Here is a 14,487-nt window from a genome sequence, read left to right as displayed (position 1 = left end):
CGCTGCAGGGCCCGTATTCAGTGGGTCAGCGCGTCGTAAAGCTCGGGGCGACGGCACGGCAGGTAGGGGAAAGTGCCGGCCTGGCGGGCGCGTTGCTGCGGGTCCAGATCGACGATAAGCAGACTCTCCGCGGGCCCGGCGGCAGCCAGGCGTTCACCATCCGGCGCGACGATGCAGGAGCCGCCGAGGAAGGCCAGCCCGTCCTCCACGCCGCAGTGGTTGCAGTAGGCGACGAACAACTGGTTCTCCACCGCCCGTGCCGGGACTATCACGCCCGGCACCGCTCCGTATTCGGGCGTCAGCGCGGTGGGAATGAGGATCAGCCCGGCGCCGTTCAGCGCGTGGGAGCGCACTGCCTCGGGGTATTCCACGTCGAAGCAGATCAGCAGGCCGATGCGCCAGCCGGCGAAGTCGAACGGCGCTTCCAGCACATCGCCGGCGCTGAACACCTCGCGCTCCATGGCACCGAACAGGTGCGCCTTGCGGTAGTGCCCGAGCGCTGCGCCGGACGGGCCGATCACCTGCACCGAGTTGTAAGGCTTGCCGCCCTGGGGATGGCGCTCGGCGTAGCCGTAGGCGATGGCCAGCCCGAAGCGCTGCGCCAGCTCGCCGATGCGCCCGGCCGACGGCCCGTCCGCCGCTTCGGCCAGCTCGTTCATGCGCTGCGGCACGTTGTAGCCGCCCAGCCATAGCTCCGGGCAGAGCAGCAGTTGCGCGCCGGCGGCGGCCGCGGCGCCGGCCTGGCGCTCCAGTTGGTCGAGGTTGCCGGCGACATCGCCGGGGAGGCCGCAGGTCTGCCAAAGGGCCATACGCATGAGCTTTACTCCAGGCTGCGTGTACGGGATTTGCAGGGCGTTTTCACGCACTGCGCTGGAGTATGCCCGCGCCCGGAGGGTCGCAGCAGGCGGCCAAGGCCATGAAAAATGTGGTCCCCGGCGAGGAAAATCTTCGCCATGGGCCGCCCCCGTCGGCCGGTCCAACGCGGTATCTTGTATAAAAAAGCATCAACGAGGCGTGCAGTGGCTTCCTATACCTTGCGGCAATTGAAGTATTTCGTGACCACCGTGGAATGCGGCAGCGTGGCCGAGGCGTCGCGCAAGCTGTACATCGCGCAACCGTCCATTTCCACGGCGATCAAGGGGCTGGAAGAGAGCTTCGGCGTGCAGTTGTTCATCCGCCACCACGCCCAGGGCGTGTCGCTCACCCCCAGCGGCGCGCGCTTCTACCGCAAGGCGCAGGAACTGCTGCGCATGGCCCACGAGTTCGAGCAGAACGCCCTCGCCGACAACGACGTGGTGGCCGGGCAGATCGACATCGGCTGCTTCGAGACCGTCGCCCCGCTCTACCTGCCGCGCCTGATCTCGGGCTTCCGCGAGCGCTACCCCGGCGTGGAAATCCGCATCAGCGACGGCGAGCAGCAGGAGCTGGTGCAGGGCCTCACCGCCGGCCGCTTCGACCTGGCGCTGCTCTACGAGCACGACCTCGACGCCACCATCTCCACCGACCCGCTGATGCCCGCCCAGCGCCCCTACGCACTGCTGCCGGAGAACCACCGCTTCGCCAAGCAGGACAAGGTTTCCCTGCGCGACCTGGTGCTGGAGCCGATGATCCTGCTGGACGTGCAGCCCAGCCGCACCTACTTCGTGCGCATCTTTGAGGAACTGGGGCTGAACCCGCACATCGCCTTCAGCTCGCCGTCGATCGAGATGGTGCGCGGCATGGTCGGCCAGGGTTTCGGCTTCTCCCTGCTGGTCACCCGCCCGCATTCCGAGTGCACCTACGACGGCAAGAAGGTGGTGACGGTGGACGTCGCCGAAGAGGTCAGCACCTCCGGCCTGGTCGCCGCGTGGCTCAAGCGCGCCCAGCTGACCAAGCCGGCGCAGCTGTTCGTCGACTTTGCGCGGGAGGAGTTGAGCGGGAAGCACTGAGGCTGCTTTTCGCCTTTCGCTTTTCGTAGGACCGAGGGGGACACCTAGTCCTTGCTCGCGAATCACCCAACCTCCTGTGCGATGGCCTGCCCTCACCCTAACCCTCTCCCAGAGTGACAGGGGACAATTGGGCAGGCTCTGAAAGCTCGGCGCTCGCCGGCTGACTCCATAAACGACCCAGCCCTGCGGACGGCCCCCTCTCCCACCGGGAGAGGGCTGGGGTGAGGGAAAAGCCCAAACACCGAGCCCTCCCGTCACTCCCCGTGCCCCGCGCCGACATCCGGGGTTACAATCTCGCCCCCAATCCGCAATGCCTTCCCCCCATGCCCATCTGGAAAGAGCGCGTGCAGCGCCTCATCACTCTCGTCGTCGGCCTGCTGCAGAAGTACCCGCGCGTCATCGCCCTGTTCGGCTTCTGCTCCGGGGTGTTCAGCTTCATCATGGTCGACCGCCACCGTGCCGGCTTCGCCCGCGCCATGGCCATCGTCATGCTGGTCAGCTGGATCTGGCTGATGCTGGAGAACTTGCTGACCAAGCGCTTCAAGAGCCGCTTCGGCTGGGAAGTCCCGCCGGGCCTGCTGCGCTACGCGACCCAGCTGATCCACCAGGAAAGCCTGTTCTTCTGCCTGCCATTCTTCTTCGTCACCACCACCTGGAACAGCGGCCAGGCCCTGTTCACCGGCGTGCTGACTCTCGCAGGGCTGGCAGCGATCACCGACCCCATCTACTACAAGTGGCTATCGGTGCGGCGCTGGACCTTCCTCGGCTACCACACCCTGACGCTGTTCGCGGTGCTGCTCACCGCGCTGCCGATCATCCTCCACCTGAGCACCCCGCAGAGCTACCAGGCGGCGCTGGGCATCGCCGTGCTGCTGTCCTTCCCGAGCCTGGCGGTGACGGTGAAGATCCACAAATGGTGGCGCTGGTTCGCCCTCGTCGGCCTGACGCTGTCCATTGGCGCGGTGGGCTGGTTCGCTCGCGCCTGGGTGCCGCCGTCGACCCTGTGGATGACCGAAATGGCAGTGACCGAGAGCTTCGACAACGCCCAACGCACCCCCGGCGACAGCCTGGAGACGGTCAGCGTTGCGCAGATCAAATCCCAGGGTCTCTACGCCTACACCGCGATCAACGCCCCGCGCGGATTGAACGAGCGCATCTACCATGCCTGGCGGCTGAACGGCCAGGAAGTTGACCGCATCGCGCTGGACATCAAGGGCGGCCGCGAGGCTGGCTATCGCGCCTGGACGCACAAGCAGAACTTCCCCACCGACCCAAGCGGCGACTGGCAGGTGCAGGTGCTTACCGAGGCCGGGCAAGTCATCGGCACATTGAGGTTCGAGGTCACGCCCTGACCACTCGGTATCCTTGACCCAACGCGGCGCTTTCCCCTACAAGACCCTATCCCCAGAACAAAAAGCGCCGAGACAGTCATGACCGATACCACCCTGCACCCGTTCGACCGCGCCGTGGCCCTGCAACCCGTGGCCGACCAGCCCAACCTCTACGATGGCCACACCAGCCAGGACTACTGGAACATGGTCGGTCCCTTTGGCGGCGTCACCGCTGCGGTCCTGCTGCAGGGCGCGCTGCGCCACCCGCAGCTGCTCGGCAGCCCGGTGTCGCTGACGGTGAACTATGCGGCAGCGGTGGTGGCCGGCGCTTTCCAGGTCGAAGCCGTGCCGGTGCGCACCAACCGCTCCACCCAGCACTGGCTGCTGCAACTGACCCAGGCCGATGAGGCCGGCGAGCAGCAGGTCACCACCACCGCTACCCTGGTCACCGCGCTGCGCCGCGAGACCTGGAGCCTGACCGACATCCCCGCGCCGGACCTCGCCCCGCCCAGCGACTTCGAGCCGATGAGCCCTGCCGCCAAGGGTGTGGCCTGGCCCAAGCAATATGAGATGCGCCCGGTCTCTGGTGCCTTCCCCACCCAATGGGACGGCAGCGGCGAGACCAGCCGCAGCCAGATCTGGTTGCGCGACGCCCAGGACCGTCCGCTGGACTTCCTGTCCCTGGCGGCGATGAGTGACATCTTCTACCCGCGCATCTGGCTGCGCCGCGCCACCCCGGTGCCGGCCGGCACCGTGTCGATCACCACCTACTTCCACACCGACGCCGCGCAGATGGCCGAAGTCGGTGCCGGCTACCTGCTCGGCGACGCCCGCGCCCAGGAATTCCGCAACGGCTTCTTCGACCAGAGTGCCCAGCTGTGGAGCCAGTCCGGCGCACTGCTGGCGACCAGCAACCAGGTGGTTTACTACAAGGAATGACTCCTGCAGGGGGAACCCAATGAAAAGCCCGGCACATGGCCGGGCTTTTTGTTAGCGCTGAGAAGGCTCAGACCTTCTTCACGAACTCCGACTTCAGCTTCATCGCGCCGATGCCATCGATCTTGCAGTCGATGTCGTGGTCGCCGTCCACCAGGCGGATGTTCTTCACCTTGGTGCCGACCTTCACCACCAGGGACGAACCCTTGACCTTGAGGTCCTTGATCACGCTGACAGTGTCGCCGTCCTGCAGCAGGTTGCCGACCGCGTCCTTGATCACGCGGGCATCGCTGTCGGTCTCGCCCGAGCCGGCGGCCGACCACTCATGGGCGCACTCGGGGCAGACCAGCTGGGCGCCGTCTTCGTAGGTGTATTCGGAGTTGCATTTGGGGCAAGGCGGCAGCTGGCTCACGGCGGTTCTCACAATGAAAGCGGTAAAAAGACCGCAGAGTATATAAGGTTTCTCCCTTTCCTGCCCGGCGACCCAGTTGGCAAAGAGCGGCAAAGCGCCAGCACCGTTACAGAACATTCATAATCCATCGCTATAAAAGGCGGCCTCTTCGATAAGAAAAAGGACGCCACGCCATGCTGCACAAGCCCTCCCCGCTCGCGCTGAGCATCACCCTGGTGCTGGCGAGCCTCGCCGCTGAAACCGTCGCTGCCGTTCCGGTGTCGCCCATCATCAGCGACGCGCAGACTGGCAGCCGGACCCTGGCCAACCAGGACACCCTGACCGTCACCAGCACCGGCAGCCTGGTCACCAGTGGTAAGAGCGTGGACCTCAAGGGCGCAGCCACCGGCACCGGTGTGGTCATCGACAACAGCGGCCTGATGCAGTCCACCACCGGCCGCGTGGTCGATACTTCCGGCAGCGACAGCACCACCCGCTTCTACCAGATCGTCAACCGCGAAGGCGGGCGCATCCTCGGCTACGACGACGCAATTCGCATGAACAACCCGTTCAGCGCCGGCAACGTGCTGGTCGACAACGCCGGCACCATCTATTCCGCCACCGGCCAGGCGCTGGACTTCGACAAGCTGCAGAGCAACGCCACTGTCACCCTGATCAACCGCGCCAGCGGGATCATCCACAGCGATGGTAACGACGGCATCCGCCCCGGCGGCAACGCGACGATCACCAACTATGGCGAGATCAGCAGCTCGGACATGATCACCGCCGACACCAAGAACGACGGCATCGACTTCCAGGGCGCTTCGGGCGGCTACGTGGAAAACCACGGCCTCATCAGCGGCGGCCGCCACGGCATCACCACCGATGTCGGCGCCACCCTGATCAACTACGCCGACGGCGTGATCGTCGGCCGCAATGGCTCGGGCTTCGGCTCCGACGGCGATGGCACCGTGATCAACTACGGGCGCATCACAGGCTCCTACAACGGGCTGGTTCCGGATGGCGACGGCGACGGTGTGGACATCGATTACACCGGCCACATCGAGAACCACGGCATCATCGAAGGCACCGGCGCCGCCGGCTCCAAGGACGGCTCGCCGAATGGCAGCGAAGGCATCGCCATGGGCGGTGGCACCATCATCAACTACGCCGGCGCGATCATCCGCAGCGTCGACCGCGGCATCCTGGTCGACGACGGCAACGGCAACAGCGGCTTCAGCTCCACCTACCTGGAGAACCACGGCAGCATCACCGGCGAGAAGCTCTCCGGCGTGACCCTGTCCGGCGACCTCGACGACACCGTGGTCAACGACGGTCTGATCCACGGCGGCAACGGCGTGGCCCTGGAAATGGGTGGCGGCAACGACAGCCTGGTGCTGCTCTCCGGCAGCCGCTTCGAAGGTCTGGTGGACGGCGGCAGCGGCCGCGACACCGTGACCTTCGATGACGCCGCCGGCGGCAGCTTCGGCAACAGCGCCAACTTCGAATGGCTGGACGTGAAACAGGGCAGCTGGACGCTCTCCAGCACCGACGACTTCAGCGAAGGCGGCGAAGTCTTCAGCGGCGCCAGCCTGAACAACACCGGCAGCCTCCTCGGCACCCTGCAGATCGACCAGGGCGCCACCTACTCGGGCAGCGGCAGCGTCGGCGGGCTGAACGTCGCCGGTACCCTGGTCGCCTCGCCGGCAACCGGTGCCGCCCAGGTGACCGGCAACCTGAACCTGCAGAGCGGCTCGACCCTGGCCTTCGGCGTGGAGCCCAGCGGCGCCCACGCCACCGTGCTGGTGGACGGCAGCACCCGCATCGACGGCTCGCACCTCGCCGTGCAGGCCGGCAGCGGCAACTGGCCGTGGCAGAGCAGCGTACAGGTGATCAGCTCCACCGGCGGCGTAAGCGGCCAGTTCGCCGACGTGAAGAGCAACTTCGCCTTCCTCACCCCGACCCTGAGCTACAGCGCCAACAGCGTCGACCTGCAACTGACCCGCAATGATGTGCAGTTCGGCGACCTGGCCAGCAGCGGCAACGGCCGTAACGCCGCCTCCGCCCTGCAGAGCCAGAACGGCGGCGCGCTGTACAACGCGCTGATCACCAGCGACGCGGGCAACGCCACGGCGGCCCTGGAGCAACTGGCCGGCGCCAGCAACGCCAGCCTGGCCGCCGCGACCATCGCCGGCAGCCAGCAGGTCGGCAGCGCCATGCTCAATGCCGTGCGCCAGCTGGGCAGCAGCAGCCTGCTGGCGGCCACCGAGCGCAGCGACACGCCGATGCTCGCCGCCACCGGCGTGCCCAGCGCAGCGCGCAACCTGAACGACCCGAACGCCGCCGGCCGCCTCTGGGTGCAGGGTATCGGCAGCCACGGCAAGCTCGACGAACACGACAACAGCGGCGACCTGCAACAGAACACCGGCGGCACCCTGCTCGGCGCCGACTGGGCGGTGACTCCGGACTGGCGCCTGGGCGTGCTCGGCGGCTACTCGCACACCGACCTGGACGGCAGCGGCGGCGTCTCCGGCGACATCGACAGCTGGCATTTGGGCGCCTATGCGCTGCACCAGAGCGGCCCGCTGGCAGTGCGCCTGGGCGCGGCCTACAGCAGCCACGACGGCGAGAGCAAACGCCGGGTCGAGTTCGACGGCTTCAGCGATCGTCCCAAGGGCGACTACGACGCCGACAGCTGGCAGGCGTTCGCCGAGACTGGCTACGCCATGGGCAGCGGCCGCCTGAGCGCCGAGCCCTACGCGCGCCTGGACTACCAGCGCTACGAGCGCGATTCGTACGACGAGAAAGGCGGCGCCGCTGCGCTGCACGTCGATTCCCAGGACCAGGACAACCTGAGCAGCACCCTTGGCCTGCGCATCGCGCGCCTCGACACCCTGAGCAACGGCATGAGCTTCACCCCGCGCCTGGGCCTGGGCTGGCGCCACACCTTCGGCGACATCGACAGCGAAACCCGCCAGTCCTTCATCGCCGGCGGCGACGCCTTCAGCGTTCAGGGCACCGCGCTGGATCGCAACAGCCTGCTGCTGGACGTCGGCTTCGATGTCGGCGTGTCGGCGCGCAATACCGTCGGCATCGGCTACAGCGGTCAGATGGGCAGCAATGCGCAGAACCACGCCCTGATCGCGCAGTGGCGGATGACGTTCTGATCGCGACCCGGCGGAACAAGCTGCCGCTCCGGCCCAACGGGCCGTCGAAACAGCCAAGCCGGCCGACGACAAGCAGCAGTAAGCACCCGCCGCTCAGCACAACAGCCAGCCGCCTCAGGGCGGCTGGCTGCTATCAGGGCTGCAGCTGGCTGAGGTAGGCGGTCAGCGCAGGGATATCGTCGCCATTGAGCAACGCTGCCACCGCCAGCATTGGCGAATCCGCGCGGCTCGGGTCCTTGTCGCGGTAACGCTGCAGAGCATGGGTGAGATAGACCTGCGGCTGGCCGGCAATGCGCGGGAAGCCATCGCGCCCCATGGCCTTCTCGCCGTGGCAGGTAATGCAGACCGTGGCGAAGCGCTGGGCGCCCTGCTCCACCAACGCCCTCTCCGGCGCCGCCTCCGTGCGTGGCAGAACCTTCTGCTGGCTGAAGTAGTAGGCGATGTTGACCCGCTCGTTGATGGTCAGCAGCTTGGCCGCCTGGTTCATCACGAAGTCGGTGCGCTGGCCGTCGACATACTTCTCGAAAGCATCGAAGAGGTACTGCGGATTCTGCCCGGCCAGGTTGGGGATGTAGTCGCGCTTGCTGTTGCCATCCTTGCCGTGGCACTTGCTGCACAGCAGGATGCGCTCCTGCGCGGCGGCATAGGCCTGCTCGCGCTTGGCCGGATCCTGCTCCAGCGCAGCGAGCCGATCCATCATCTCCGATGATTGCGCCAAGGCCTGGGAGGCCCCGCACAGCAGCACCCACAACAGAACGACTCTCCCCATCACCACACCCTGGTCAGTTTTCCCAGGGTCGACGCTAATGGGTTTCTGAAGGAAATTTCCGACCTGGATCAACCAATCGGTCTGAGCAAAAGCGAACCGGCACGCAAAAAAAAGGGGAGCATCGTGCTCCCCCGTGGGACTGAACCTTAAAGACCCGTCTGTCCTTGGTCAGCCTTCAATTTCAACCAGGATCTCACCGGGATTGACCCGGTCGCCCTTGGTTACGTGGATGGCCTTCACGGTGCCGGCGATGCCTGCCTGCACTTCGGTCTCCATCTTCATTGCTTCGGTGATCAGCACGGCCTGGCCGGCCTTCACACTGTCGCCTTCCTTGACCAGCACATCGACGATGTTGCCCGGCATGGTGGTGCTGACATGGCCCGGCTCGCTGGCCTGCTTGCGCTTGCTGCCGCCACCGGCGACGAATTCATTGAGCGGCTCGAACACCACTTCCTCGGGCATGCCATCCACCGACAGGTAGAAGTGGCGTTTGCCGTCGGTTTTCACGCCGACACCGGTGATATCCACGCGGTAGCTTTCGCCGTGCACGTCGACCACGAACTCGGTCGGTACGCCCTCACCACCAGCGGCGGCAACGCCCTTGCCGTTGGGGATCGGCAGCAGCTCTTCGGGTTTCAGGGTGCCGGCCGCGCGCTCCTCGAGGAACTTGCGGCCAATGTCCGGGAACATGGCGAAGGTCAGCACGTCTTCTTCGGACTTGGCCAGGCTGCCGATCTCTTCGCGCAGCTTGTTCAGCTCCGGCTTGAGCAGGTCGGCCGGGCGCACGTCGATGACTTCCTCGTTGCCGATGGCCTGGCGGCGCAGCGCTTCGTTGATCTTGCCCGGCGCCTTGCCGTAGCGGCCCTGCAGGTAGAGCTTCACCTCGTTGGTGATGGTCTTGTAGCGCTCACCAGCCAGCACGTTGAAGAACGCCTGGGTGCCGACGATCTGCGAGGTCGGGGTGACCAGGGGCGGGAAGCCGAGGTCTTCGCGCACCCGCGGGATTTCCGCGAGCACTTCGGCCATGCGGTTCAGCGCGCCCTGCTCCTTGAGCTGATTGGCCAGGTTGGAAATCATCCCGCCCGGAACCTGGTTGACCTGCACGCGGGTATCGACGCCGGTGAACTCGCTCTCGAACTGGTGGTACTTCTTGCGCACGGCGTGGAAGTACATGCCGATTTCCTGGATCAGTTCCAGGTCCAGGCCGGTGTCGAACGGCGTGTCGCGCAGGGCGGCAACCATGGATTCGGTGCCCGGGTGGCTGGTGCCCCAGGCCATGCTGGAGATGGCGGTGTCGATGCGGTCGGCGCCGTTCTCCACAGCTTTCAGCTGGCACATGCTGGCGACGCCGGCGGTGTCGTGGGAGTGCAAGACCACGTCCAGCGGCAGCGCGTCCTTCAGCGCCTTGACCAGCTCGCCGGTGGCGTAAGGGGTCAGCAGGCCGGCCATGTCCTTGATGGCGATGGAATCCACGCCCATGTCGGCCATGGCCTTGCCCTGGGCAACGAAGGCATCGATGGTGTGCACCGGGCTGGTGGTGTAGGCGATGGTGCCCTGGGCGTGCTTGCCGGCGGCCTTCACGGCCTCGATGGAAACGCGCAGGTTACGCACGTCGTTCATAGCGTCGAAGATGCGGAACACGTCGATGCCGTTGACCGCCGCCTTGGCGACGAAGGCACGGACCACATCATCGCTGTAATGGCGGTAGCCCAGCAGGTTCTGCCCGCGCAGGAGCATCTGCAGGCGGGTGTTGGGCAGCGCGGCCTTGAGCTTGCGCAGGCGCTCCCACGGGTCTTCCTTGAGGAAGCGCACGCAGGCGTCGAAGGTGGCGCCACCCCAGACTTCCAGCGACCAGTAGCCGACCTGGTCGAGCTTGTCGCAGATCGGCAGCATGTCTTCGGTGCGCATCCGGGTCGCCAGCAGCGACTGGTGAGCGTCGCGCAGGATGGTATCGGTGACGGTGACTTTCTTGGAAACGGTCATGGACGAATTCCTCACAGGCCAGCGTGGGCGGCAATGGCGGTAGCGATGGCGATGGCCAGGTGCGACGGGGTGCGCTTGATCGAGTACTGGGTCAGTTCCGGGTGGCTTTCAACGAAGCTGGTATTGAACTGGCCGTTACGGAATTCCGGGTTCTTGAGGATTTCCTGGTAGTAGGCCGCGGTGGTCTTCACGCCCTGCACGCGCATGTCGTCCAGCGCACGCAGGCCGCGGTCCAGCGCCTCTTCCCAGGTCAGCGCCCAGACCACCAGCTTCAGGCACATCGAGTCGTAGTACGGCGGGATGGTGTAGCCGGTGTAGATCGCCGTGTCGGTGCGCACGCCGGGGCCGCCGGGCGCGTAGTAGCGGGTGATCTTGCCGAAGGACGGCAGGAAGTTGTTCTTCGGGTCTTCGGCGTTGATCCGGAACTGCAACGCGAAGCCGCGGTGAATGATGTCTTCCTGCTTGACCGAGAGCGGCAGGCCGGAGGCCACGCGGATCTGCTCGCGGACGATGTCGATGCCGGTGATTTCCTCGGTGATGGTGTGTTCCACCTGCACGCGGGTATTCATCTCCATGAAGTACACCTCTCCGTCGGCGAGCAGGAACTCCACGGTGCCGGCGTTCTCATAGCCCACGGCCTTCGCCGCGCGCACGGAGAGGTCACCAATGTAGGCACGCTGCTCGGGGGTGAGCTGCGGGCTGGGGGCGATCTCGATCAGTTTCTGGTTGCGGCGCTGGATCGAGCAGTCGCGCTCGAACAGGTGCACGGTGTTGCCGAAGGAGTCGGCGAGAATCTGCGCCTCGATGTGCTTGGGGTTGACGATGCACTTCTCGAGGAAGACTTCCGCGCTGCCGAACGCCTTGGTGGCCTCGGAGATCACGCGGGGGAAGTTCTGCTCCAGCTCTTCGCGGCTGTTGCAGCGGCGGATGCCGCGGCCGCCACCACCGGAGGTGGCCTTGAGCATCACCGGGTAGCCGATGCGCTCGGCTTCGGACAGCGCTTCGGCCAGGTCGGCGACGTTGCCCTCGGTGCCGGGGGTGCAGGGCACGCCGGCGGCGATCATGCTGCGGCGCGCTTCGGTCTTGTCGCCCATGCGGCGGATGACTTCCGCCGACGGGCCGATGAACTTGATCCCGCGCTCGGCGCAGATATCGGCCAGCTCGGCGTTCTCGGAGAGGAAGCCGTAGCCCGGGTGCAGCGCGTCGCAACCGGTTTCCACCGCCAGGTTCACCAGGGCGCGGGGGTTCAGGTAACCCGCCAGCGGATCGGCGCCCAGGCTGTGGGCTTCGTCGGCGCGCTTGACGTGCAGGGCGTGACGGTCGGCATCGGAATAGACGGCCACCGAACGGATGCCCATCTCGGCGCAGGCGCGCACGATCCGGACAGCGATCTCCCCACGGTTGGCGATCAGGATTTTCTTGATCACTGCGGCTTTCCCTCGGCCCGGGCCTTTTGGACCCCGGCGTAAACCCATCGGCAGCCCCGGTGTCGGCAGCTGGCTGTTCTCGACCGGAGCGAGTTCCGGCGTGTTTTTACCCTAGCGCGGGAGGGAGGATTAACCAAAATCAATAATTATTGGGGTAGCCATAAAGAATGCTTTATAGTTGATTGAAAATGTCGCGATCAGGCCGAGTTCTATGCGTAAGTCATTGATGCGTATGACCCTTCGCCAGCTGCAGGTTTTTCGTGCGGTGTGCGAAAGCCGTTCCTACAGCCGCGCCGCGGAGGAAATGGCCCTGACCCAGCCGGCGGTCAGCCTGCAGATCCGCCAGCTGGAAGAACTGGTCGGCCAGCCGCTGTTCGAGTACATCGGCAAGAAGCTCTACCAGACCGATGCCGCCGACGCCCTGCTGCGCGCCACCAACGACATCTTCCAGCGCCTGGAAGTGCTGGACATGAACCTCTCCGACCTCAAGGGCTCGCTGCAGGGCCAGTTGCGCCTGGCGGTGGAATCCAGTGCCAAGTACATCACCCCGCACCTGTTCGCCGCCTTCCACAAGCAACACCCGGACGTCAGCCTGAACCTCACCGTGGTCAACCGCGCGCAGGTGATCAAGCGCCTGTCGGACAACCGCGACGACCTGGTGATCATGTCCCTGGTGCCGCAGGACATGGCGCTGGAATTCCTGCCCTTCCTGAACAACCCGATCGTTGCGGTGGCGCCGCCGGACCATCCGCTGTGCAACGCCGCGAAGCTTTCGCTGAAGGACCTGGAACCCTACCCGCTGCTGGTCCGCGAGCCCGGCTCGGGCACGCGCAAGGCCTGTGAGGAACACTTCCAGCAGAAGCGCGCACACTTCCCGCAGACGCTGGAATTCGCCTCGCTGGAGGGTTCACGCGAAGGGGTGCTGGCGGGTCTGGGGCTGGCGCTGCTGCCGCGCCACGCGGTGAGCCGCGAACTGCAATCCGGGCTGCTCCACGAGCTGCCGGTGGAAGAGCTGCCGCTCTACCGCAGCTGGTGTCTGGTGCACGCCCGCGGCAAGCGCCTGAGCCCGGTGGCCCAGGCGTTCGTCGCCTTCATCCGTGAAGAGCGGGCGCTGATCAGCCAGCTGGCCGAACGCTTCGCCGGCCCTGCCTCGCCGAAGTGAGGTAGACGGCGGCGATCAGGTCGGGGTAATCGGAGGTTTCGAGGGCGAGGCGCTGGGCCTCCATGCGATCCTCGATGGCGCGACGGAACTGCATGCGTCGTTGGTCTTCGAGCTTGCGGCGGGTCTTGCTATCCACTTGCAGCTGGGTGTCGTCGATATGGCGGGGCATCTCGCATCTCCCAAGGCCTGAGGGCTGGAGACGCCAGCATGCTGACGATGGATGACCGTTTGACGACGCGGGAATGAAGCGCCGGTGACGCCGACGGGCGGTTGGCATCGGGGCGATTTCGGATAACCCGAGGAGCCTTTGATCTTCGTAGGAGCGAGCTTGCTCGCGAACCGCCCGCCGTCAGAGTTCCCAGTCGACGCTATTCGCGAGCAAGCTCGCTCCTACAGAAAAGCCTTCTCTCGCCTACAGGTACTGTCTTAGGACGCCTCTTCCGGGCGCTCTTCGTGGTTCTTCACCACCTTCGGCGACAGGCGCAGGCTGCGCAGGCTGCGCTTCACGCTCTTGAGGTGATTCACCAGGTCCGGGCCGCGGGCCATGGCTACGCCCATCGCCAGCACGTCGATCACCACCAGGTGAGCGATACGCGAGGTTAGCGGGGTGTAGATATCGGTGTCTTCGTGCACGTCTACCGCCAGATTGACCGTGGCCAGGTCCGCCAGCGGAGTCTGGCTGGGGCACAGGGTGATCAGCGTGGCGCCGGCTTCGCGCACCAGGTTGGCGGTCACCAGAAGGTCCTTGGAACGGCCGGACTGGGAGATGCAGATTGCCACGTCCGAGGGCTTCAGGGTCACCGCCGACATGGCCTGCATGTGCGGGTCGGAGTATGCCGCCGCCGACAGGAGCAGGCGGAAGAACTTGTGCTGGGCGTCCGCCGCCACCGCGCCGGAGGCGCCGAAACCGTAGAACTCGACGCGCTGGGCGTGGGCGATGGCCGCGATGGCGCGTTCCAGCGCGTGGGTGTCGAGGTTCTCGCGCACTTCCATCAGCGAGTGCAGGGTGGTGTCGAAGATCTTCAGGCTGAAGTCCGCCACCGAGTCGCTCTCGTTGATCGAGAACTGGCCGAAACTGGCGCCGGCGGCCAGGCTCTGCGCCAGCTTGAGCTTGAGGTCCTGGAAGCCGCTGCAACCAATGGCGCGGCAGAAGCGCACGATGGTCGGCTCGCTGACGCCAACACTGTGGGCGAGGTCCGCCATGGAGCTGTGCATGACCGATGCAGGGTCCTGCATCACGTGATCGGCAACCTTGAGCTCCGACTTGCGGAGCAGATGACGCGACTGGGCAATGTGCTGCAAAAGGTTCACAGGGATAGGCTCGGTGATAGTTGTCTGAAATTTATGTAGTCTTGTTGTAGTTATACTACAAAACTAACCGCCACGCCCAGGG

12 protein-coding genes are annotated in these 14,487 nt (G+C 65.7%); 5 read left to right on the top strand and 7 right to left on the bottom strand.

Features of this window, described 5'->3' with window-relative positions; genetic code table 11:
- Window positions 1-17 precede the first annotated feature (17 nt).
- Complete coding sequence (locus tag ACIPK7_RS28165; protein WP_401091575.1) at window positions 18-815, bottom strand: carbon-nitrogen hydrolase family protein; 798 nt, start codon at window positions 813-815, stop codon at window positions 18-20.
- A gap of 204 nt (window positions 816-1,019) precedes the next feature.
- On the opposite strand from ACIPK7_RS28165, the gene ACIPK7_RS28160 reads away from it, so the two are divergent.
- The 3 genes from ACIPK7_RS28160 (at window position 1,020) to ACIPK7_RS28150 (ending at window position 4,198) form a co-directional block, all read left to right on the top strand.
- Window positions 1,020-1,928: a LysR substrate-binding domain-containing protein gene (locus ACIPK7_RS28160; RefSeq protein ID WP_192435430.1), complete on the top strand. Its 909-nt coding sequence runs from the start codon at window positions 1,020-1,022 to the stop codon at window positions 1,926-1,928.
- A gap of 323 nt (window positions 1,929-2,251) precedes the next feature.
- On the top strand, window positions 2,252-3,280 hold the full coding sequence (locus ACIPK7_RS28155) for a DUF5924 family protein (protein ID WP_192435431.1): 1,029 nt from the start codon (window positions 2,252-2,254) through the stop codon (window positions 3,278-3,280).
- 78 nt (window positions 3,281-3,358) lie between these two features.
- Window positions 3,359-4,198 carry an acyl-CoA thioesterase gene (locus ACIPK7_RS28150; protein WP_401091572.1) on the top strand — a complete coding sequence of 280 codons (840 nt, stop codon included), beginning with the start codon at window positions 3,359-3,361 and terminating at the stop codon, window positions 4,196-4,198.
- Between the two features lie 67 nt (window positions 4,199-4,265).
- On the opposite strand, the gene ACIPK7_RS28145 is transcribed toward ACIPK7_RS28150, so the two are convergent.
- Window positions 4,266-4,607 (bottom strand): zinc ribbon domain-containing protein YjdM, encoded by a 342-nt coding sequence (locus ACIPK7_RS28145; protein ID WP_192435433.1) that lies wholly within the window; start codon window positions 4,605-4,607, stop codon window positions 4,266-4,268.
- A gap of 173 nt (window positions 4,608-4,780) precedes the next feature.
- Here ACIPK7_RS28145 and ACIPK7_RS28140 point away from each other — a divergent pair, with 173 nt between their 5' ends.
- Window positions 4,781-7,753 carry an autotransporter domain-containing protein gene (locus tag ACIPK7_RS28140; RefSeq protein ID WP_401091570.1) on the top strand — a complete coding sequence of 991 codons (2,973 nt, stop codon included), beginning with the start codon at window positions 4,781-4,783 and terminating at the stop codon, window positions 7,751-7,753.
- Between the two features lie 133 nt (window positions 7,754-7,886).
- Here the strand turns inward: ACIPK7_RS28140 and ACIPK7_RS28135 are convergent, their stop codons facing one another.
- The 3 genes from ACIPK7_RS28135 to ACIPK7_RS28125 form a co-directional block, all read right to left on the bottom strand.
- On the bottom strand, window positions 7,887-8,522 hold the full coding sequence (locus tag ACIPK7_RS28135) for a c-type cytochrome (RefSeq protein ID WP_401091568.1): 636 nt from the start codon (window positions 8,520-8,522) through the stop codon (window positions 7,887-7,889).
- A 168-nt stretch (window positions 8,523-8,690) separates the two neighbouring features.
- Entirely contained in the window at window positions 8,691-10,505 is a 1,815-nt protein-coding gene (gene oadA / locus ACIPK7_RS28130; RefSeq protein WP_401091566.1) for a sodium-extruding oxaloacetate decarboxylase subunit alpha, read from the bottom strand.
- A gap of 11 nt (window positions 10,506-10,516) precedes the next feature.
- A complete protein-coding gene (locus tag ACIPK7_RS28125; protein WP_024766119.1) occupies window positions 10,517-11,932 on the bottom strand; it encodes an acetyl-CoA carboxylase biotin carboxylase subunit in 1,416 nt (471 codons plus the stop codon).
- 226 nt (window positions 11,933-12,158) lie between these two features.
- Between ACIPK7_RS28125 and ACIPK7_RS28120 the strand changes: the two genes are divergently transcribed.
- Window positions 12,159-13,094, top strand: a complete 936-nt coding sequence (locus ACIPK7_RS28120) for a LysR family transcriptional regulator (protein WP_401091603.1) — start codon at window positions 12,159-12,161, stop codon at window positions 13,092-13,094.
- Here ACIPK7_RS28120 and ACIPK7_RS28115 read toward each other — a convergent pair.
- Both ACIPK7_RS28115 and hexR read right to left on the bottom strand, forming a co-directional pair.
- The gene (locus tag ACIPK7_RS28115; protein WP_192435437.1) at window positions 13,048-13,263 is read right to left on the bottom strand and encodes a PA3496 family putative envelope integrity protein; all 216 of its coding nucleotides are present in this window, start codon (window positions 13,261-13,263) and stop codon (window positions 13,048-13,050) included. The two genes, ACIPK7_RS28120 and ACIPK7_RS28115, sit on opposite strands and share 47 nt — an antisense overlap.
- A gap of 257 nt (window positions 13,264-13,520) precedes the next feature.
- Entirely contained in the window at window positions 13,521-14,405 is an 885-nt protein-coding gene (hexR, locus tag ACIPK7_RS28110; protein ID WP_138213612.1) for a transcriptional regulator HexR, read from the bottom strand.
- Window positions 14,406-14,487: the final 82 nt, after the last annotated feature.

The sequence above is a fragment of the Pseudomonas sp. NPDC086581 genome (assembly GCF_044746165.1).
In the GTDB taxonomy this organism is placed as follows: Bacteria; Pseudomonadota; Gammaproteobacteria; order Pseudomonadales; family Pseudomonadaceae; genus Pseudomonas.
This window is presented reverse-complemented; position numbering and strand designations above follow the sequence as displayed.